Below are 18,964 nucleotides of genomic sequence, written 5' to 3'. Positions count from 1 at the left end.
CGCTCCGGGCTGTTCCTGCCGGAACCGGAAACGGGCGTCCCGACGAAGGGGCGGCGGAGGAACGGTTCGCCGCCCCGGTGCCGGGCCGGTCACCGACGCAGGGCGTGCTACAGCAGGGCGCCCAGGGCGGCGAGCAGGACGGAGACGGCGACGACCGCGCCGTTGACCGCCGCCAGGCGGGCCGGGGAGACGCGGCGGGCCAGCCGGGCGCCGGCCAGGAGCCCGGCGAGCTGCGGCGGCAGGCACACCGCCGCCAGCAGCAGCGCGTTTGCGACCTGCGCGTCGTCGCCGACGACGAGGAACGTGGCGACCCGCACCACGGCCGCCACCAGCAGGACGCGCGTCACCACCGCCCTGAGGTCGTGCGGGGTCAGGACGCGCTGGAGGTGGACGACGAGCGGCGGGCCGCCGATCCCGGTGAGGCCGCCGACGAATCCGGCCAGCAGGCCGGCCGCCCCGTCACGGGCGTCCAGCGGCCGGGACTCGCCCACCGGGCCCCGCCGTCCGGCGTCCACCACCGCCGCCAGGCCGGCGAGCACCGCCAGCACCAGGGCGGCGGCGGCCACGGCCTCGGGCACGCGGGTCAGGGCCACCACCCCGGCGGCCGTCCCCGCCGCCATGAACACGCCGGTCAGCAGGCCCTCCCGGCCCCGGCGGACGCGCCGGTCCGCGGCGGTGAGCGCCGCGCCGGAGGTGGCGTCCAGGACTCCGGAGGCGGCCACCGCGGCCGGCTGGCCGAACAGCAGCGACGCCACCGGTACGAAGAGCGTCGCGGGCCCGAAGCCGGTGAGGCCCTTGAGGCCGTGGGCGACCAGGGCCAGGAGGGCGACGGCCGCGAGCTGCTCCGGGCCCGGGCTCACGCGTGGAGCCGGTCGAGGAAGGCCAGGAGGTTGGCCCTGGTGCGCTCCGCCTGCTCCTTGACCGTCAGCGATTCCTCCAGGCGTCCGCCGCCGTCGGGGACCTTCCTGCCGCGCATGTACAGCGAGCAGGCCGGATCGGCGCACATGTACAGCCCGACCGAGTCGCCCTCGCGCCCGGCCCGCCCGGCCTTGGGTGCGGCCATCAGGGCCACGCCGTCGGCCGGGTGCGTGGTCAGGCACAGTGAGCACATGCCGCCGCCGCGGCGGGTACGGCCCGGCGGCCGGGCGGGGGAGCGGAGCGCCACGCCCGTGAGCAGGCGGCCGCGTTCGACGACGACGCAGCGGCGGTCGGGAGCGGCGGGGTCGCGCCGGCCGAGGAAGTCCAGGTCCTCCCAGGGCTGTTCGGTCAGGTCGCGCGGCAGCGCCATGCGTCTGGCCTCGCCCTTGGAGCAGTTGACGAACGAGGCGCGGATGTCCTTCTCGGTCACGGGTCTCATGGCGGGCAGCCAACCATTCACGGGGAATCTCAGGCAAAAGGTTAATACTCACGGGAACGCCCGGCGTTGGCGCGGTCCGGCGCCGCGCGCCGGTGCCGTGCCGAAGCCGCCTGACGGCACGTCACGGAGGCCGTGCGGAGGGGCGGGCGGGACGGGCGTGCGCGTGTCTGAACGGCTAAAGGTCCGAAATGATCCAGAATGGTGGAAAGTGCTCCATGTTGACCATAGTTGTCCCGTTGCCGAGGAGCGTGGCATGCATGTTCGCGAAGGGCTCCCCGACCAGCCCACCCGCGTCGGCCGCATCGACTGGCCCAAGGAAGGCGACAACGGTACGCACCTGCGCCTGAGGAGCGGGCACGTCGTCGTCTTCGACCGGCAGCCCTGGCGGATCCTGGAGATCGACGAGTACCGGGACCACCCCTGGCCGCTCTCCTACGAGCAGGCCTGGCGCGAGCACCTCGAACTGTGGCGGCACTCGGAGGACCTGCGCCGGATGAACGGGCGGCTGAACGCCCAGCCCCCCGAGCGGGCCGACTTCTACAAGCGGCCCGTGGTGCTGGTCCTGCGCAACGAGAACTATCCGCGCTCCGCGCCCAAGCACTGGTGCGCGCCCATCAGCCACGGCTGGCAGGTCCTGCCGGAGCACTACGCGGTCTGCCGCACCTGCGGCGAACTGCCGCCCTGCGGCAACGGGGAGTACCGCGGGGAGATCGGCCCCCGCGCCGCCGCGCAGAAGGAGGGCGCGGGGCTGTGCGTGCCGGCGGGCTGCTGCATCGGCTGCGCGGAACCCATCAAGCCCCGGATGCGGACGGTGCGCTTCCCCGGCCCGAACCTCTGGTACCCCGACCTGGGCGAGGGCAGCGCGATCTTCCACGCCCGCACCGCCTGCGCCGACCAGGTCGAGTGCTACCGGCTGCAGTGGAAGGCCGAGCACGTGCCCACCGCGCCGCAGCCGACGGCGCCGCTGTGGTCCCCGGGCACCGCCGAGAACGTACTGCCGCCGCAGACCAGGCTCTCGCCGGACGCGTCGAGGTCCGCCGGCGGGTGGAACGCCCCGGCGGCCGGCGGCAGCGGTGCGGGCGCGGGTGCGGGCGCGGGTGCGGCGGAGGCCGCCCCCGCGGCGCCCGCCACCCCCGCCACCTCCGCCCCGTCGGAGGCGTCGGGGGTGCCGGGGGTGTCGGGGGCGGCCTCCGCGCCCGCCGCACCCCGGACAGAGCCCCAGGCCGCGCCCGCGCAGCCGGCCCAGTCTGCTCAGCCCTCTCAGCCCGCGGAACCGGCGCCCGCACCCGCTCCCGCACCCGAGCCCGTACCCCTCGTCCCGGCGACCCCGGCCGCGCCCGTCGCACCGGCCCCGGCGGCCCCTTCGAACCCGCCGGCGGCGTCCGAGGCGCCCGCTGTGCCGCCTGCCGAGGAGCTGGACGCGATGCGCCGGCTCACCGAGGACCTCAGCAGTTCCCTGTCCGCGTCCGCCGACCGGCCCGCCTTCCACGACGCCGAGCAGGCCGCCCGGGTGATCGAGGAGCTCACCGCCGCGGTCCGCAACATCGCCCTGTGCCTGAACGGCACCAACCTCCGCGCCCGCCCCTGAGGGCGGGCTTCTGAGAGCGGGCTTCTGGGGGCGGGATCCGCGCTCAGGCCAGGCGGGTGAGCGCGAGGACGGCGAGGTCGTCGCGGAGCCGCTCGCCCCACCAGGCGTGGGCGTCCTCCAGCAGGGCCGCCACCACGCGGTCGGCGGGACGCCCGTCGCCGGGCGGCGGCGAATGCCCGGCGAGCAGGGCGGCGAGGTCCTCGGGCTCGCGGCGGTCCTCCGCCCCGGCGCCCTCGGTGAAGCCGTCGGTGTAGAACACCAGGGTCTCGCCCGGCCCCAGCTCCACCTCGGTCACCGGGTGGTGCAGTTCGTCCAGGACGCCCAGCAGCGGGCCGCGCACCTCCAGCGGCACGGCACGGCCGTCGGCGCGGAGCAGCAGCGGGGCGGGGTGCCCGGCGGAGGCGATGCGGACGCGGGCGGTGCCGGAGGGGCCCGAGGTGCCCGCCGGATCGGAGGGCGGTTCCAGAACGGCGTAGGCGAGGGTGCAGAAGGGGGTGTTCTGGCGCCGCAGCGCGTTGTTGACCAGCCCCAGGACGTGCTCGGGGTCGGTGGTGTGCTGGGCCGCCGCCCACAGGGTGTGGCGCACCAGGCCGGTGATGGCCGCGGCGCCGGGCCCCTTGCCGCAGACGTCGCCCAGGGCCAGGACGTACCGGCCGTCGGGGGCGGCGAAGGCGTCGTAGAAGTCCCCGCCGATGTGCAGGCCGCTGCCGAAGGGGTGGTAGCGGGCGGCGAGGTCGAAACCGGGCAGCTCGGGCAGGCGGGGCGGGAGCAGCGGGCGCTCCAGGGCCTGGGTGGTGGTGCGCAGCCGGTGCAGCAGGCGGTCCCGCTGGATGCCGACGGCCACCTGGTCGGCGATGTTCTCCAGGATGGACAGTGTGGAGCCGGGCAGGGCCAGCCGGGTGCTCAGGGTCAGCACGCCGATCAGCTCCCCGCCGGAGACCAGCGGATAGCCGGCGAAGGACCCGGCAGGCCGGCCGGACCCGGCGCGCCGGCCGCCGGGGGGCGTGAGGTCCAGATGGGGGCGCTGCCGGGCGGCGATCCGCCCGACCAGCTCCTCGTCCGCGTGCTCGGGGTGGAGGCGGTCGGCGGCGGTGGTGCGGTCGACGTCGGCGCAGGCGGCGGGCTCGGGTCTGCCGGACGGCGTCAGGGTCCACAGGCAGGCGCGGTCGGCGCCCAGCCGGTCCGCGGTGGCCCGTACGCAGCGGTGCAGGCGCTCGGCCAGCGGCCCGGAGGCCGTCATGGCGGCGGCGACCTCCGCGCTGAGCAGGGCGTGGCCGGTGCGCTCGGCGAGTTTGCGCTGCGCGTGCAGGCGGTCGGTGACGTCCTCGGCGAGCACCAGGACGCGCTCGCGCCCCCCGGAGTCCGTCACCCTCTGGGGGGCTATGCGCATGGCCTGCGAGGTGCCGTCGGACCTGGTGCGCTCGAAGACCACGTCGGGGCCGGGGGCGGACTGCTCCCGGGCGGTGGCCAGGTGCTGCCGCAGCGTGGCGCGGGCGTCCGGCGGGAACAGGTCGGCCAGCGGACGGCGGAGCGAGCCGTGGTCGTCCAGTTCCAGGACGTCCGCGGCCCGGTGGTTCCAGGCGAGCACCGCGCCGTCGTCGTCCAGCATGAGCGCGCCGATCGGGGCCTGGGTGAGGAACTCGCCCAGCAGCCGCTCCCCCAGCTGCCGGCCCATCACCGCGCCGGTGACGAGCTGCCGCTGGGCGGCGGCCCGCACCGCGGTCTCGGCGCGCCGCCGGGTCACGCCTTCCAGCAGTTCGCGGGCCGTCCGCGGCAGCAGGTCCGCCCGCGCGTCCGGGACCCGGCGCACGAGGTCGGCGGAGAAGAGTATCGGCAGCGTGGTGAGCCGGGAGTCGGTGGCGGAGGTGGCGACCACCACCGCCGCCAGGTCCGCCGGATGGGGACGCAGCGCGTGGATCAGGCCGACCGGGGCCGGCACCCGCCGGCCCACCACCGCCACGGCGGGCCGGCGTTCGCCGGGGGTCCCCTCGGTGTGCTCCAGGACGCTCGCGGCCGTGACGTGGACCAGTTCGGCCTCCTCGCCGGACGCGGCCCCCTCGCCGAACGCGGTCTCGAAGTCCTCCGCGGTCTCGGGGAGGACGTCCACCAGCAGGATGCGGGCTCTCTCTCCGGGCATCGTCAGCACACCGTCAGCCTTCCAGCAGCGGTTCGTCCAGCAGCGCCTTGCCGGCCCAGGTGCGCAGCACGTCGGTGACCGGGGCCATCACATGGGCGGCGCGGGCGTCGCGCAGCATCCGCTGCAGCGGCGAGTCGGTCCCGTAGCCGATCCCGCCGACCAGGGTCAGGGCGTCGTTCACGGTCGCCTCGACCGCGTCGGCGACCTCGGCCTTGGCCGAGGCCAGCCCCGGCAGGGCCTCGCCGCCGCCGAGCTCCGCCTCGGCGGCGGCGTGGTAGATCAGCCGCCGGGTGCGCTCCACCCGGGCCCACATCGTGCCCAGCCGGTGCTGCACGACCGGGTTGCCGGCCAGGGCGCGGCCGCCGCGCGTGCGCCGGCGCAGCAGGTGGGCGCGGGTCTCCTCCAGGGCGGCCGCGGCGATACCCAGGTAGGTGCCGGACATGGCCATCAGGAAGTAGGGGGCGACGACGTTGAACATGTACCAGATCTCGTCGCCCTCCTGCCCCAGCAGGCACTCGGCGGGGATCTCCACCTCGGGCAGCTCCAAGCCGCGGGAGGCGTTGCCCCGCATGCCGAACCCCTGCCACTCGGGTCCCCACTCCAGGCCCGGGGTGCCGGCGTCGACGACCGTGCAGGAGAACTGGCCGGGCGGCGTTCGCGGCCCCACGGCGACGGTGGACAGGACGTAGGAGTCGGCGCGGCCGCCGTTGGTGACGAAGCTCTTGGAGCCGGTCAGCCGCAGCCGGTCGCCGCCGGGGTGCTCCACGCGCTCCATGTGCGTCTGCGGCAGCCAGAACTCGCCGCCCGTCCCGGGCTCGGACAGGGCCAGGGTCGTCAGGTGCTCCCCGGCGGCGATGGGCTCCAGGTACCGCTCCCGCTGGACGGTGTCGGCCTGCGCGGCGATCACCGCCGAGCCGACCAGGTGCATGCCGAAGCAGATCGACGTCGAGGCGCAGGCCCGGCCCGTCGCCTCGCCGACCTGTGCCACGGCCAGCAGCCCGTGCCCCATGCCGCCGGAGTGCTCGGGCACCACCAGCCCGCCCAGCCGGGAGAGCAGGGCCGCCATGCCCTCCTCCGGCCACCGCTGCTCCGCGTCGACCGCCGCCGCCCGCGGGGCCAGGACCTCCTCGGCGATCTCCCGGGCGACGGACACCGCGGCCCCCAGTTCGATCCGCACCACCGCTGTACTCCGCTTCTTCGTACGAACCCGGTCGACAGCATCGGCGGGCGTCACGGTCTTTGGCATCCTTGCCGGACGGCAACGGTGCCGTAGCCTACTTGAGACATCCTCCGGATCGGGAGGCCAGGAATCCGGCGGGCCCGGACCCGCCTCGCGGCCCGTCCGGCCCCCCGCCTCGCGGGCTCGTCCGGCGATCGTCCGCGCCCGGTTCACGGCAGGCGGCGCCGGTGCGTCCGGACGGCCGAAACCCCAGTTCAACAGCTGTTCTCCGGTTCCCTCGCGCCCGGCTGCGGGCAGGTCCGTGCCTCCGCCGCCGACGGCGGCGGGCCGAGCGTATGGGGCGTGCGTCACAGCGCACGGGTCTTCCCGCGCGCCCCCTTACTCCCTCCGCTTGTGGCGCCCCGCACCGACCCGCACCGCCCCCACCGCCCCCACCGCCCCCACCGGTCTTCGGCGCGGACGCGGCCGCGGCCGTAGGCTGGCTGCCGTACGGCCGTCGTCCGATCGGTGCGGCCGCCGCGCGGGCGCGCGCCGCCCCGGCCGGCGCGCTGGTACAACGGCGGGCGGGGGGCAGACCGCAGGCCGCAGGACGACCGGGTGGAGGCCTCGTGAACGCCATGCCGGGCAGAACGCCGGGCAGAGCACCGGCCTTCGGCCGCACGGTGCCGGCCCCCGGCGGGCTCCTCGCCCCCGGAGGAATCAGCGGGCTCGGCCGCGTCGGCACCGGCGCCACGGCCGCCGCGCCGGGCTCGCCGAGCGCCCTGCGGCGGGAGGCCCGCAAGCTGGCGGCCGTCTGCGTCCTGCTGGCGCTGTCCGCCGCCCTCCTGGTGCCGCTCACCCTGCCGCTCGGCTGGGACGAGACGGTCTACGCCAGTCGCTTTCCCCCCTACGGCCCCCCGACCCCGTTCAGCGCACCGCGCACCCGCGGCGTCCCCCTGCTGCTGTCCCCGGTCGCCTCCTGGAGCGACTCGGTGGTGCTGCTGCGCGTCTGGCTGCTGGCGCTGTCGAGCGCCGCGCTCTACCTGGGCCTCCGTCCCTGGCTGCGGGTGGTGCCCCGGCCGTCGGCGGTGTGGGTGGCGGCGGCGCTGTACGGATCGCTGTGGACGGCGCTGTTCTACGCGGGCGCCGCCATGCCCAACCACTACACGGCGATGGGCGCGCTCGCGGCGGCGGGCTGCTTCGCGGGACGCGGACCCGGCCGCGGCGCGCGGTACGCCGCACTGGCCGCCGGACTGGCCGTGACGACCCTGATGCGGCCCAACGACGGCGCGGCCCTCACCGCGCCCCTGCTGCTGGCCGCCGTCGCGGTGCCCGCCTGGCGCGGCCGGGGCAGGGTCCTGGCCGTCGCCGCGGGCGTCGCGGCGGGCGCGCTGCCGTGGCTGGTGGAGGCGCGGCTGCGGTTCGGCGGAGTGGCGCGGCGGCTCGCCGAGGCGAGCGAGGTCCAGGGCGGTATGCGGCCGGTGCTGTCGGTGGCCGACCACCTCACCACGCTGGACGGCCCGCTGCTGTGCCGCCCCTGCACGGGCGACGGCGTGGGGTGGGCGGCCGCCGCCTGGTGGCCGCTGCTGGCGCTGCTCGCCGCGCTGGGACTGCTCGCGGCACGCCGCACCCGTACCCCGTGGGGCATGGCGGGCACGGGGGACGCGGCGCCGCTGTGGCTGGCCGCGGCCACGGCCGGCTCGCTCACGGCGCAGTACTTCTTCCTGCTGCCCTACGCCGCCCCGCGCTTCCTGCTGCCCGGCTACGCGCTGCTGGCCGTACCCGCCGCCCTCGGCCTGCTCCGCATCGCCGACCGGGCCCGCCGCTCGGTGCCGGTGGCCGTCGTCCTCACCGCGGTGCTGGCGGGCCATCTGGCCGTCCAGGCCGGCCTGGCGCACACCCACGCGGGCATCCAGGAGCAGGCGCGCGAGGACTGGCGGCGCATCGCGGCGGTGCTCCACGCGCACGGCGTACGCGCCCCGTGCGCGGTCACGGGCAACGACTCGGCGATCCCCGTCGCGCACGCCGCGGGCTGTACCAGAACGGACCCGCGCGCCCCCGAACGGTCCGACGCGGTGGTCATGCGCCGGGCGGACCCGCCGCCCTGGGCGCGCGACTGGCCGCGCCACCCGGTGCCGGACACCTACAAGAGCGGCTGGACGGTGTCGGTCCGCCCCTGACGACTGGGACGCCCCGGGCGGACCGGCGACCGGCGGTGGACCGGTCGCCGGGGCGCCGGGCCCCAGGTCAGTCGGCGGTGGGGCGCCAGCGGACGGCCTGGACGGCGGCGGAACGGGAGCCCCAGAACCAGAAGAGGACGGCGAGGATCTGGGCGAGGACCAGGAGCGAGGCCAGGAAGGCCCAGGTGAGGACCGCGCCCTTCGCCGTCATCGGGGCGGCGAGCCACAGTGAGACCAGGACACCGAGGGCACCGGCCGCGGCCAGCGGCACCAGGATGGTCCATACGGCGGTGGCGTAGAAGACGCCGCGACGGCTGACCAGCACGCTCAGAGGGGCGAGAGTGTGGCCGAAGCGCAGGAAGTCGCCCAGGTTGTTCGCGGCCGCGGCGAAGGCGAGCAGGCCCACTCCGATAATGCCGAGGAACAGCGTCCACGCGGCGGGCTTCTGGAGTTCGGCGGCTCCGAACAGCCACTCCCCGGCGACCACCATGACCTGGGGGGCCGGCAGTTCCCGGAAGGCGGCTTCCTTCACCTCGCCGACCACCAGTTCACCGCTGTCGCCGACGACCAGGAGCCGCTCGGCGTCCCGGGCCAGCCGTTCCGCCGGGTCGGCACGGTGCAGGACCACGTCCGCCGCGTCGCCGCCGAACCAGGCGGCCAGCTCCCGCACACGCGGGTCGGCCGGGTCGGCGGTGCTCGTGCCGCAGGGGGCCTCCAGCGCCCGCAGTGCGGCGCAGTCGCCGTAGAGGCCGAGCGAGCGTCCGTCGGAGTGCGCGACCTCCATGGCGAGCCCGTGGGCTCCCTCGGGCAGGGCCCGGAGGAAGGCTCCGTTCTGTTCCCGGTCGGCGGCCGAGCTCACGGTGAGCATGGAGTCGCCGATCCGCTCGTGCGTGGCCTTGGCGGCGATCATCGCGTCGTCGAGCAGACTGGTGTTCAGCTGGATCTGGGTGACCAGGCCGATGGCGACCACCACGCTGGCCACCAGCCGGGCGGTGACTCCCGGCTGGGCGACCGCCCGGCGGCCGGCGATCAGCGCCCCGGGGCGGCCGTACCGGTTGCCCGTGCGGACCAGCAGGCGTCCGAGCGCCGAGACGGCGGCGGCGACCAGTGCGGGCAGGGTGGCGAGTGTTCCCACCACACCGGCGGCATAGACGAGGAACCACAACGAGCCGCCACCCGCCAGCAGATCCGGGCCGCGTGTGGCGACGACCAGGAACACCGGGCACAACCAGGCCAACCGGCGGGAGGTGAAGCGGCCGCGGGTGCCGGGCCGGGCGCCCTGCCCCGCCCGGTCGGTGCGGTGCAGCAGCGTCACGGCCGCCAGTACGGTCAGGGCCGCGGCGAGGACCGCCGCGAAGAGCAGGGAGGCCCAGCGACGCAGGTCGGCGGCGGGCAGGACGAAGTCCACGACGGGCACGGTCGGGTTGGACGGCAGCGCGAGACCGACGGCGGCGGCCGCCGCGACCGCGCCGAGCGCCACCGGAAGAGCCGCCTCACCGGCGTTCACCACGGCCCGGGCACGCGCCCCCGCGCCAAGGGCACGCAGCAGCGCGACCCGGCGGTCCCGTCCCGCGGCGCCCGAGCGGGCCGCGACGACGACGAGGACGACCGCGGGGAACAGCAACATCCCCACCACCAGGGAGATGAACGCGGACAGCGGTGGGACGGTCGCCCGGTCGCCGTAGACGGACCGCTCGTCGGAGCCGAACCCCGCCGCCGTGGTCATGTTGCCCGGATCGATGAGGCCGGGCGCGGGGCGCACGTACGCCAGACGCTCCCCCGGCACCTCGAGCCCGGACTCGGAGATGGACCCGGCCGGCTTCCCGTACCTGTCGGGGGAGCCCTCCCGGAGGAGGTCCGTGCGCAGTGCTTCGGAGAGCACCACCTCGCCGGGTGCGGGCCACCGCTCCACGCCCGGGGGCGGGGCGACGCCTTCGTCGCGGGGGTCGAGGAAGACGACGGACCGCTGGACGCCGCCCACGTCGTCGTAGGCGACCTGCACGAGCAGGGGGGCCCGTTCGGGGTTCTCCACGCCGACGTACCGCGGTGCGCGGGCGGATCCGCGCAGTTCGCGGCCGTCGTAGACGGCGAATCCGGCGGCCAGCACGGCCCCGGTGAGGGCCAGGGCGAACGTCGCGCACAGCAGGGAGGTGAAGCGCAGTCCCCGCCCCGCCGAGCCGCGGCCCGCGGCACGGCCCACCGCGAACAGGCGCGTGTAGGTGGCGAGCGTGTTCACCGGGCTGTTCCCCCGGCCGGGGCTCCGGTACCGGGAAGTACGGCGCCGGCATCACCGAGGCGCCCCTGGCTCAGATGCAGGTGCCGGTCCGCGCGCTCCGCGACGGCGGGGTCGTGGGTGACGACGACGAGACCGCAACTCCACTGCCGCGGGACCGAGAAGAGCATCCGTGTCACCTCGTCCCTCGTGCTGCCGTCCAGCGCTCCGGTCGGTTCGTCGGCCAGGACCAGGGACGGCCGGTTGATCAGCGCACGCGCCACCGCGGTGCGCTGCCGCTCACCGCCGGACAGCTCCGCCGTCGGGGTGCCGTTCAGCGGTACGCCCAGTGTGGTCAGCAGTTCTTCGGCGTCCGCGTATGCCCTGCGCCGGGGAGTGCCCGACAGCAGCGCCGCGAGGGCGGTGTTCTCCAGCGGGGTGAGTTCCGGAAGGAGTTCGCCGAACTGGAAGACCACGCCGATGTGGTCTCGCCGGTGCCGGTTCAGCGCGCGCTCACGCAACCGCGTGATGTCGGTCCCGGCCACCGTGATCCGCCCGCCCTGCGGCCTGACCAGACCCAGCAGGCACATCAGCAGGGTGCTCTTGCCGCTGCCGCTCGGACCGGTGATCGCCACCGACTCGCCGGCCCCGACGGAGAGGTCCAGCCCGTCGAGCAGTAAGCGCCCCGCGATCTCGTAGCGCACACCCGAGACCGCGAGCACGGTCCGATCGGTTTCCGTCATCACTGTCTTCCCGTTTCTCCCGAAGCGATCGCCGCCGAGCCGGACGACATCGACGGGCTCGGTCGGCGGGGGCGGTCCGACGATCGAGCCGTCGGACCGCCCCCCGCCGCGGAACCCTCGCGAAGGGTGCTCCCCGTGCTTACGGGTTGGAGACCTTCCCCGAACACCGGTCGGGCCGGAAGTCCAGCGACACGCAGGCCTTCTGGTCGAGGATCTTGCTGCCGGTGCCGCTCGTGGCGTGCGTGCCGGAACCACTCTTGTTGTGGAGGGCGCGCTCGGTCGAGGGGCTGGCCTGACGATGGTAGAGGCCGTACACCGAGTTGCTGTCGCCCTTGGTGTCGTAGACCCGGATGTACTTGTAGCCCTCGGTCTTCTTGGTGCTCGCCCTGGCTCCGTCGGTCTCGGCGGAGAGCGCGAACGCCGGGGAACTGCCGGCCAGCATGGCCACACCGAGGACGCTGAGGGCGATACGGCGCTTCCTTGTGCTGTTCATCTGCCTCTTTCCGGTTTCGGAGCGCGAACCGCCAACACCTGTGAGAGACAGGCGGATTCACGGCCGATGGGGGTTGACCGCACATGACCTAAAGGCGATGTGCGGGTGAACGAAGAAGATGTAGCGTTCACGGTGACAAGCATCGCCGCGGCCGACTGCGTGCGCTCCCCGCTGACCAGGGGAGCTTTGCGGAACTCCCCTCCGAAGGGGGATGGACCGACGGCTCAAGGGGGGGAGCACGATTGATACGTGTTGGAGTCGTGGCGGACCAGGAGTTCGAAGGCATCGGAATCCGGACCACGTTAGAGGAAGACACGCAGCTCAGGGTGGTCGATCCCGGCCGACCCGTGGATGTGGGGCCTCTGTTACGGGCTGCTCGGCTCGATGTCCTGATCCTCAGCTTCCGGGAGGAGGACGAGGCGGTCGCCGCGCTGAAGGACGTCGGGAGACGTACCTGCCCGCCCGCAGTGGTCGTCCTGGCACATGACGTCACGCCGTCCAGTGTGCAGCGGCTGCTCCTGCACGGCGCGAACGGTGTTCTGCGTCATATCTCCGCGTCTGCCCACCTGGTCTGGGTCGTGCGGGCCACCGCCGGGGGTGCGCTTGCCCTCTGCCCGGACCTTGCCGTTCCTGTGGTGGATGCCTACCTGAAACCCGCACGCCGGCGGCAGCGCAGAACCTCGGCCCAGAGGCTCATCGCCAGACTCTCCCCGCGTGAGCGGGAGGTGCTCCTCCACGTGGTCGAGGGACGGTCCGACGCGCAGATCGCGATCAAGCTCTCACTCAGTCCGTACACGGTCAAGGATCACTTGCGCAGCATTCGCGGCAAGCTGGGCAGGGACAGCCGTCTGGGGATCGCCCGGCTTGCATGGCAGGCCGGTTTCGAGGGCGAACTCACGACGGATGGTCTGGAGCCGATCGGCGCATAGCGCGTGACTTCCCCGCCGTACGGTGCCAGGACGATCGGCGGGACCGCGTGGAAAGGGTGGCGCGATCGCCGTCATCGGGCATCCGGGTTGACGCGGCCGGCGGAGCCCGCCACGCCCTCCACGTCCCGCACCGCGTGCCCCGTACCGAACCCGGGCCGGCCGACGCGCGCCGATCGGGTGACCGGCCGCGCCGGTGGGCGGGAACCGCCCGGCGCGAGCCTATGCTGCCGCCTGCCCGCCGGGGCCCTCGCGGGCCGCGACCGAACCACCGGAAGACGCGCATGCCGCCACCCGACCCGCCCCACCGGCCGTCCCCGGACGGCTGGGAGGGCGTCCGCGACGTCCGCTCCGCCCGCGGCGTGCCCGCGGTGCTCGCGGCGGCGCGGCTGGCCCTCATCACCGCCGCGCTGCTGACCGCGTACTACCTGCTGCCCGTGGACGAGGAGTTCACCGGCGGCACGGCCGTCATCCTCGTTCTGGGGCTGCTCGCCGTCCTCGCCCTGTTCCTCTGGGAGATCCGCGAGATCGAGCACTCCCCCCGCCCGATCCTGCGGGCCGCCGAGGCGCTGGTGAGCGTGGTGCTGCTGTTCCTGCTGCTCTTCGCGACCGTCTACCACCTCCTGGAGAGGGCCGAGCCGGGCAGCTTCGACGAGCCCCTCACCCGCACCGACGCCCTGTACTTCGCGCTCACGACGTTCGCCACCGTCGGATACGGCGACATCACCGCCCGCTCCCAGCCGGCCCGGATCATCGTGATGGTCCAGATGACCGGGGGCCTGCTGCTGGTGGGCGTCGCGGCCCGGCTCGTGGTCGACACGGTCAAGTCGGCGCTGCGCCGCCGGGCGCCCTCCGGGCCGGAGGCGTGAACCGCGCGCCGCGCGCCGCCAGGTCCACGCCGCCCGGCCGGGCCCCTCGTACCGGGGGAGCAGGACCGGCGGCCGATACCCGCCGCGCTCCCCGGCCGATAGCGTGGCGGGTGCTTCCAACCGTCAAAAGACCGCTCTCACAAGCCTGTTGAGGAGAACGCCGTGCGCGTCATCGCCTTCGACCACCTGGTGCTCAACGTCGAGGACGTCGAACGGTCCCTCGACTTCTACTGCGGCCCGCTGGGCCTGGAACCGGTCCGTGTGGAGGAGTGGCGCACCGGGAAGGCACCGTTCCCGTCGGTGCGGGTGAGTGACACGACCATCATCGACCTGGTCGCCGGCCCCCGCGACGGCTCCAACGTGGACCACATCTGCCTGGTCGTCGAACCGCTGGACTGGCAGGAGGTCGTGGACTCCGGTGCCCTCACCGTGGTGGACGGCCCCGGTCCCCGCTTCGGCGCGCGCGGCACCGCCCAGTCCGTCTACGTCCTCGACCCGGACGGCAACACCGTCGAACTGCGCTGGTATCCCCAGGACCGCTCCCCGGCGGGCTCCCGGGACGCCTGACAGGGGCAGAGGAGCCCTGCCATCCTGGACGTCATGTCAAGGGGGAGTGACGAAGAGGACACCGAGCGCGGTCTCGTGCGCCGCCGGCGCTGGACGGGGGCGGCCGTCACCTGCGTGGCGACGGCGCTGGCGCTGGTCCATGTGCTGCGTCCGGACCTGAGCATCGACAGCACGGCGGTCGCACTGCTCGTGATCGCCCTGGTGCCGTGGATGGGCGACCTGTTCCACAGCATCGAACTGCCGGGCGGCGCACGGCTGGAGTACCGGCGGCTGGAGGAGCGCATCGGCGCGGCGGAGGAGCGCGCCACGCGCCTGGACCAGCAGGTGGACGGAGCCGCGGCGACCGCCCGCGTGGCCCTCGCCGCGGCGGGCAGCCCCGACCCGGAAGGCTGGGAGGGAACGGGGGGCGACGCCTCCTGGGCGGCCGGCACCCTCGAACGGCTCGTCACCGAGTACGCGCAGGTGCGCGAGCGGATGCCGAGCAGCTCCCTGCGCACCGCACGCCAGGAGCGGATCTTCGGCGAGATGCTGAAGGTGGTGCCGCACGTACCCGGCTTCGACGCCGACACCATGCTGGCCTCAGAGGAGCCCGGCGAGCGCCTGGCCGCCCTCGCCCGCCTCTACGTCGAACCGGACCCGACGAAGCTGGAGGCGCTGCTGGACGCCACCGCCCGCGAGGAGTTGCCGTTCCTCATGTACTGGTGCGCCAACACCACCGACCGCCTGCTGAGCGGCACGGCCGCGGACACGTACTCCGTCCCCGTCGGCCTCGTCCGCCGCCTGCGCACCCGTCTCGCCGAAGTGCCCGACGGCAGCGACCGCGCCCGTTTCCTGCGCCGCGTCCTGCGCCACCTCGACCCGTCCGGCCCCCGGCCCGCCGCCGGCGGCTGAGCCGGCCGGGCGGCCGGTGACCGTCGCTCCCCGGCGTCGCGGGACCCGTCACGGCCGGCCGGGTCCGACGGCGCCCGAGGGGCGACCGGCACGGGCCCCTTCCCCACATGCCGGAGGAAGGCCGTGACGGCCCCGGCGACCGGCGGCACCGGGAGGGGCCGAAGGCGCCTGACGACGGGTCCGTGTCCTCGGACCGAGCAGTGCCGCGACCTGTGGGCCGGTCCGGACGGCGAACAAGGCCCGGGCGCCGGCCCGAGCCCTCGTCATGGAGCGAGTGACGGGACTCGAACCCGCGCCCCGAGCCCGGGAAACAGTGCTCGTCCGGTCGCCGTTCCCGCGGTGCGGCGCGGCCGCTGCTCCTACGCTGCGTCCATGCGAACCGTGTTCCTGTTTCCCGCAGCCGATCGTGCCGACACAGTGGCCTGCCTGGACCGCCACATGGCGGGGGGCGACGGGGCGTGGACGTTCGCCGAACGCGTCCATGTCGTGATCGACGACGAGGAGACCGGCTGCTTGTTCCAGGACTGGGAGCCCGATGAGGTGGCCCTCCTCGACGCGGCCCTCGGGCATCACCCCACATGGGGAGTGCAGGCCGACATATCCGGGCGCATCGACGGAACCGCTGAGGTGCGCCGCCTCGCCGCGCTGTTGCTGGAGCGAGGCGGCGTCGCGTTCGACGACTACTCCGAGCATGCCTGGACCCTGCGGGAGATCGAGACGGAGGTCGAGGTCGAGGGCCTGCGCTTCTTCGACTTCCGCACGTACCACGAACGCCACCGCCACCGCCATCCTGGGCTGTGAGGGCGGTGAAGCGGCTTCGGCCGTGAGCCGCCGCGGAGCGCTGCTGCTCACCCGCCCCGGCCTCGTACGTCCGGCCGAGCCGCCGCCCGCGGAACCGGTCCGCGCGACGCTCCCGGCTCCCCGAGGCCAACGGCCTCCTGAACGCGCGCCGGGCTTCCAGGAGTTCGTCACCCGCCGGGTGGGGTCTCCCGGCTGCCGGGCGGGCGGTCGATGCCGAACTCGTAGGCGACCTCCCAGCGGGCGTCGGGGACCGTGATGTCGGCTGTTTCGACGGGACGGCCGCCGGTGTCGTAGTAGGTGCGCTCGATGTGGAGGACGAGGTCGCCCAGGGCGATGCCCAGCAGGTTGGCCTCCTCCTGGGTGGCGCGGGCCGGTCGGGGGATCTCCACGGCGGTGTCGACGGTGACTCCGATCGAGCGCATGCGTTCCACGACTCCGGCACCGGCCAGTGGACCTGCCTCGGGCAGTACGACGGGAGTGCCGTCGGTGATGGCCATGGGCTCCCAGGACCGGGAGAGCTGGACGGGCCGGCCGTCGGCGAGGAACTCGTAGCGGGTGACCACGCACAGGTCGCCGGGGCTGATGGCGAGCCGGTCGGCGATGTGCTCGGGAGCGGGAGTACGGGCCTGGCTGTGGGACTCCCAGGTGCCGTTCCTGCCGTGCTCGGCCATGTCGGAGCGGAACGGGGAGGTGCCACGGCGCTCGCGGTGGTGGGAGCGGACCATGCGCATCCGCTCGCGCGGCCTGCGCACGTAGGTGCCCGACCCGGCGCGGCCCTCCAGCAGCCCTTCGATGATGAGCCGGTCCATGGCGCGCTGGGTGACGTTGCGTCCGACGCCGTACTCGGCGGCGAGCTGGGCGCGTGAGGGCAGCTTCTCGCCGACAGCCCACTCACCTGCCTTGATACGGGCGCGCAAGGCGTCGGCGATCTGGAGGTAGGGCGCCTCTCGTGACATGGACTCTCCGTGTCGCCCCGGCGTGCGGGGCGGTGGGGCGGGTTCTCGGTCGATGTTGACAAGTTACTGCATCAGGTGAAAGCTACTGAAGTAGCAATACTCTTCGTATTTATTCGTTCACGGGGGATGCCTGTGCGCTCATGCGGTTTCACGGCGCGGTCCGTCGCGCTGGCCACCGGTCTCGCGGTGGCCTCGGGCAACGAGCCGCGCATTGCGAAGCGCCCCGGAACGATCCGTGTCGAGGTCGGGCTTCCCGGCGATCTCAGCGACACCCGATGGCGCGCCATCTTGGCGATCCTGGCCGACGCCGACCGCTACGGACACGTTCACGCCCGGCACGGAGCCGTCGTCTGGGCGGAGATCGACTAGGAGGAGAGCGCCCCATGACCGCGACCGTTCCCGGCGGTTCCGCCCCGGTCGGCGCCTGCGGACACCAGGAGTGGAGGTCCTTTGTGAGGACGAACCCGACAGAAGAGCGGCGGAACGCACCGCCCGGCGAGAGTGCCGGGCCGGGGCCGGTTCCCTACATCGCCTCGTGGAGCCGGGAGCGGGCGCGCCGGCCTCCGCTGATGCGGCGGACGGGAGCGGACGGTGAGGGGATCGCGTATCCGGGGGAGCCGGCGCACGACCGGGACGGGCGCGGGGTGCTGTGGGTGCGGCAGTCCATCGCGCAGGGCCGGGGCAGGCCGCAGTACCAACTGGTGCACGCGCTGCGGCAGCGGCGGGCGGTGCGGCGCATGCTCTGCCAGGTGTGCGGCGGGCCGACGACGAACGGCGGGCCGTGGCTGTTCGTACTGCGGGACGTGGGCCGCCCGGTGGAGGAGGGGGAGCGGACGACGGCGCCGCCGGTGTGCGTGCCGTGCGCCCGGATCTCCGTACGGGCCTGCCCACGGCTGCGCGAGGGGTACGTGGCCGCGCCGGTGGGCCGGGCACGGGTGTGGGCGTGGCCGGGACCGTCCACCATCCGGCCACCCTGGAGCCGGTCGCCGCCTCCCTGGAGGAGGTGCCCCACGACCACCCGGCGATCCGGTGGACGGTGGCCCACCGGCAGGTCCTGGCCCTCCACGACTGCACCCCCGTGGACCTCCACGACCTCCCCGCGTGACCGCCCGCCGTTCCACTCCGTCCGGTCCGTAAATCCGTCGAGCCGCGAAGGCGGCGGGCCTACGCTGACCGCATGGGACACGCGAAGACCTCGTACGTCTGCCTGCCGTGCCGGGCCTCCTACAAGCAGCCCTACCCCGGTGACCACGAGCGGCGGTGTCCCCGGTGCGGTGAGGGGCTGGCCCACGTCGGTTCGGCCTTCGCGGCGCCCCGGAGGCGGGACGACGAGGGGTGGCGGGTGCTCACCGTGCTGGTGAACGCGGGGATCCACTTCCACAAGAGCTGCTGCGCCGGACCCGGCTACCGGCCGCGCACCCTCCGCGAAGTGCGGGAGCGGATGACCTACGCGGCACGCACCGGAGAACCGATCGCCCGGTCCCTCATCCGCCCCGAACTGCCTTGACCGCCCCCAGCGTTCCACCGAGTCCCCGCCGACCGGCATCCGGCCGCTCCGACCGCGAGAGGCGCGGGTCCGGACAACGAACAAGGCCCAGGTCGCTGACCTGGGCCTTCGTCATGGAGCGGGTGACGGGAATCGAACCCGCGCTCTGAGCTTGGGAATCACCGCTCGATCACCTGCGTATTACACCCCTGAACTGCGCAGATGCCCTCACAGCCCACGCTGAGGGAGGGTCTGAAGTGACCGCTGTTGACCGCTCCTCCCTGCCCGTTCTGGCACGCATCTGGCACGGGTTGCCTTCCGCTCGCCTGGGCCGCCGCTGGGCTGCGCTGGCCGCTCGTCCGCGGTGATCTCCTAGTTCGTAGCTCTACGCGAATCGTTCAGTGGCGGTCATACTGGCTGCCCTGTAGCCGTATGTGATTGCCACTCGGGCAGGGAGGTTACTGGGGTCGCAGTACTTCGCTGCTGTGTTGCTTCGCGTATGGAGAGAGCTGCCCTACGGCACTCCACGGTGTGAGAACCTGCGGAACATAGACAAGTTCGCGACACGTGGGGCGCGAGTCAAGCTCTCTGTGGAGGTC

At 74.3% G+C, this 18,964-nt stretch carries 19 protein-coding genes; 10 read left to right on the top strand and 9 right to left on the bottom strand.

The window, feature by feature from the left end; genetic code table 11:
• Window positions 1-107: 107 nt before the first annotated feature.
• Window positions 108-860: a sulfite exporter TauE/SafE family protein gene (locus BM237_RS26120; protein WP_175541138.1), complete on the bottom strand. Its 753-nt coding sequence runs from the start codon at window positions 858-860 to the stop codon at window positions 108-110.
• Window positions 857-1,357 carry an FBP domain-containing protein gene (locus tag BM237_RS26115; protein ID WP_093852203.1) on the bottom strand — a complete coding sequence of 167 codons (501 nt, stop codon included), beginning with the start codon at window positions 1,355-1,357 and terminating at the stop codon, window positions 857-859. The genes BM237_RS26120 and BM237_RS26115 overlap by 4 nt, the downstream gene beginning before the upstream one ends.
• A gap of 253 nt (window positions 1,358-1,610) precedes the next feature.
• Here BM237_RS26115 and BM237_RS26110 point away from each other — a divergent pair, with 253 nt between their 5' ends.
• Window positions 1,611-2,945, top strand: coding sequence for a hypothetical protein (locus BM237_RS26110; RefSeq protein WP_093852202.1), 1,335 nt, complete (start codon window positions 1,611-1,613; stop codon window positions 2,943-2,945).
• 43 nt (window positions 2,946-2,988) lie between these two features.
• On the opposite strand, the gene BM237_RS29450 is transcribed toward BM237_RS26110, so the two are convergent.
• Both BM237_RS29450 and BM237_RS26100 read right to left on the bottom strand, forming a co-directional pair.
• On the bottom strand, window positions 2,989-5,082 hold the full coding sequence (locus BM237_RS29450) for a SpoIIE family protein phosphatase (protein ID WP_175541137.1): 2,094 nt from the start codon (window positions 5,080-5,082) through the stop codon (window positions 2,989-2,991).
• Between the two features lie 13 nt (window positions 5,083-5,095).
• On the bottom strand, window positions 5,096-6,316 hold the full coding sequence (locus BM237_RS26100; RefSeq protein WP_217655932.1) for an acyl-CoA dehydrogenase family protein: 1,221 nt from the start codon (window positions 6,314-6,316) through the stop codon (window positions 5,096-5,098).
• A 563-nt stretch (window positions 6,317-6,879) separates the two neighbouring features.
• On the opposite strand from BM237_RS26100, the gene BM237_RS26095 reads away from it, so the two are divergent.
• Complete coding sequence (locus BM237_RS26095) at window positions 6,880-8,421, top strand: hypothetical protein (protein WP_281253974.1); 1,542 nt, start codon at window positions 6,880-6,882, stop codon at window positions 8,419-8,421.
• A gap of 67 nt (window positions 8,422-8,488) precedes the next feature.
• On the opposite strand, the gene BM237_RS26090 is transcribed toward BM237_RS26095, so the two are convergent.
• The 3 genes from BM237_RS26090 to BM237_RS26075 form a co-directional block, all read right to left on the bottom strand.
• Window positions 8,489-10,657 (bottom strand): FtsX-like permease family protein, encoded by a 2,169-nt coding sequence (locus tag BM237_RS26090; RefSeq protein ID WP_107415260.1) that lies wholly within the window; start codon window positions 10,655-10,657, stop codon window positions 8,489-8,491.
• Window positions 10,654-11,376: an ABC transporter ATP-binding protein gene (locus BM237_RS26080; protein WP_093852197.1), complete on the bottom strand. Its 723-nt coding sequence runs from the start codon at window positions 11,374-11,376 to the stop codon at window positions 10,654-10,656. Before BM237_RS26080 ends, BM237_RS26090 begins: the two co-directional genes overlap by 4 nt.
• Before the next feature lie 139 nt (window positions 11,377-11,515).
• Window positions 11,516-11,869 (bottom strand): hypothetical protein, encoded by a 354-nt coding sequence (locus BM237_RS26075; protein ID WP_093852196.1) that lies wholly within the window; start codon window positions 11,867-11,869, stop codon window positions 11,516-11,518.
• Window positions 11,870-12,129: 260 nt separating this feature from the next.
• On the opposite strand from BM237_RS26075, the gene BM237_RS26070 reads away from it, so the two are divergent.
• The 5 genes from BM237_RS26070 to BM237_RS26050 all read left to right on the top strand — a co-directional run bounded on the left by BM237_RS26070 (window position 12,130) and on the right by BM237_RS26050 (window position 15,923).
• Window positions 12,130-12,798, top strand: coding sequence for a helix-turn-helix transcriptional regulator (locus tag BM237_RS26070; RefSeq protein WP_175541136.1), 669 nt, complete (start codon window positions 12,130-12,132; stop codon window positions 12,796-12,798).
• A 281-nt stretch (window positions 12,799-13,079) separates the two neighbouring features.
• Window positions 13,080-13,664, top strand: coding sequence for a potassium channel family protein (locus BM237_RS26065; protein WP_093852194.1), 585 nt, complete (start codon window positions 13,080-13,082; stop codon window positions 13,662-13,664).
• 162 nt (window positions 13,665-13,826) lie between these two features.
• A complete protein-coding gene (locus BM237_RS26060; protein WP_093852193.1) occupies window positions 13,827-14,231 on the top strand; it encodes a VOC family protein in 405 nt (134 codons plus the stop codon).
• Window positions 14,232-14,264: 33 nt separating this feature from the next.
• Window positions 14,265-15,122, top strand: a complete 858-nt coding sequence (locus BM237_RS26055; RefSeq protein ID WP_139238184.1) for a hypothetical protein — start codon at window positions 14,265-14,267, stop codon at window positions 15,120-15,122.
• A gap of 372 nt (window positions 15,123-15,494) precedes the next feature.
• Window positions 15,495-15,923: a hypothetical protein gene (locus BM237_RS26050; protein ID WP_139238183.1), complete on the top strand. Its 429-nt coding sequence runs from the start codon at window positions 15,495-15,497 to the stop codon at window positions 15,921-15,923.
• 167 nt (window positions 15,924-16,090) lie between these two features.
• Here the strand turns inward: BM237_RS26050 and BM237_RS26045 are convergent, their stop codons facing one another.
• Window positions 16,091-16,879 carry a GntR family transcriptional regulator gene (locus BM237_RS26045; protein WP_093852190.1) on the bottom strand — a complete coding sequence of 263 codons (789 nt, stop codon included), beginning with the start codon at window positions 16,877-16,879 and terminating at the stop codon, window positions 16,091-16,093.
• A 126-nt stretch (window positions 16,880-17,005) separates the two neighbouring features.
• On the opposite strand from BM237_RS26045, the gene BM237_RS26040 reads away from it, so the two are divergent.
• Window positions 17,006-17,248, top strand: coding sequence for a hypothetical protein (locus BM237_RS26040; protein WP_139238182.1), 243 nt, complete (start codon window positions 17,006-17,008; stop codon window positions 17,246-17,248).
• Window positions 17,249-17,402: 154 nt separating this feature from the next.
• Here the strand turns inward: BM237_RS26040 and BM237_RS26035 are convergent, their stop codons facing one another.
• Window positions 17,403-17,843, bottom strand: coding sequence for a hypothetical protein (locus tag BM237_RS26035; protein WP_093852188.1), 441 nt, complete (start codon window positions 17,841-17,843; stop codon window positions 17,403-17,405).
• Between BM237_RS26035 and BM237_RS29445 the strand changes: the two genes are divergently transcribed.
• Together BM237_RS29445 and BM237_RS26030 are read left to right on the top strand one after the other, a co-directional pair.
• Window positions 17,823-17,984 carry a hypothetical protein gene (locus BM237_RS29445; RefSeq protein ID WP_175541135.1) on the top strand — a complete coding sequence of 54 codons (162 nt, stop codon included), beginning with the start codon at window positions 17,823-17,825 and terminating at the stop codon, window positions 17,982-17,984. The genes BM237_RS26035 and BM237_RS29445 overlap by 21 nt on opposite strands.
• 72 nt (window positions 17,985-18,056) lie before the next feature.
• Window positions 18,057-18,386 (top strand): deoxyxylulose-5-phosphate synthase, encoded by a 330-nt coding sequence (locus BM237_RS26030; protein WP_093852187.1) that lies wholly within the window; start codon window positions 18,057-18,059, stop codon window positions 18,384-18,386.
• Window positions 18,387-18,964: the final 578 nt, after the last annotated feature.

This window comes from Streptomyces mangrovi (assembly GCF_900114215.1).
In the GTDB taxonomy this organism is placed as follows: domain Bacteria; phylum Actinomycetota; class Actinomycetes; order Streptomycetales; family Streptomycetaceae; genus Streptomyces; species Streptomyces barkulensis.
Note: the sequence above shows the minus strand (reverse complement) of the source record. Positions and strands in the feature narration are given on the sequence as shown.

Bases quoted from the DNA above. Each gene is read 5' to 3' on its own strand.
- BM237_RS26115 (WP_093852203.1), bottom strand. From the start codon at position 1,357: ATGAGACCCGTGACCGAGAAGGACATCCGCGCCTCGTTCGTCAACTGC.
- BM237_RS26110 (WP_093852202.1), top strand. From the start codon at position 1,611: ATGCATGTTCGCGAAGGGCTCCCCGACCAGCCCACCCGCGTCGGCCGC.
- BM237_RS29450 (WP_175541137.1), bottom strand. From the start codon at position 5,082: ATGCCCGGAGAGAGAGCCCGCATCCTGCTGGTGGACGTCCTCCCCGAG.
- BM237_RS26095 (WP_281253974.1), top strand. From the start codon at position 6,880: ATGCCGGGCAGAACGCCGGGCAGAGCACCGGCCTTCGGCCGCACGGTG.
- BM237_RS26080 (WP_093852197.1), bottom strand. From the start codon at position 11,376: ATGACGGAAACCGATCGGACCGTGCTCGCGGTCTCGGGTGTGCGCTAC.
- BM237_RS26075 (WP_093852196.1), bottom strand. From the start codon at position 11,869: ATGAACAGCACAAGGAAGCGCCGTATCGCCCTCAGCGTCCTCGGTGTG.
- BM237_RS26065 (WP_093852194.1), top strand. From the start codon at position 13,080: ATGCCGCCACCCGACCCGCCCCACCGGCCGTCCCCGGACGGCTGGGAG.
- BM237_RS26055 (WP_139238184.1), top strand. From the start codon at position 14,265: ATGTCAAGGGGGAGTGACGAAGAGGACACCGAGCGCGGTCTCGTGCGC.
- BM237_RS26050 (WP_139238183.1), top strand. From the start codon at position 15,495: ATGCGAACCGTGTTCCTGTTTCCCGCAGCCGATCGTGCCGACACAGTG.
- BM237_RS26045 (WP_093852190.1), bottom strand. From the start codon at position 16,879: ATGTCACGAGAGGCGCCCTACCTCCAGATCGCCGACGCCTTGCGCGCC.
- BM237_RS26040 (WP_139238182.1), top strand. From the start codon at position 17,006: ATGCCTGTGCGCTCATGCGGTTTCACGGCGCGGTCCGTCGCGCTGGCC.
- BM237_RS26035 (WP_093852188.1), bottom strand. From the start codon at position 17,843: ATGGTGGACGGTCCCGGCCACGCCCACACCCGTGCCCGGCCCACCGGC.
- BM237_RS26030 (WP_093852187.1), top strand. From the start codon at position 18,057: ATGGGACACGCGAAGACCTCGTACGTCTGCCTGCCGTGCCGGGCCTCC.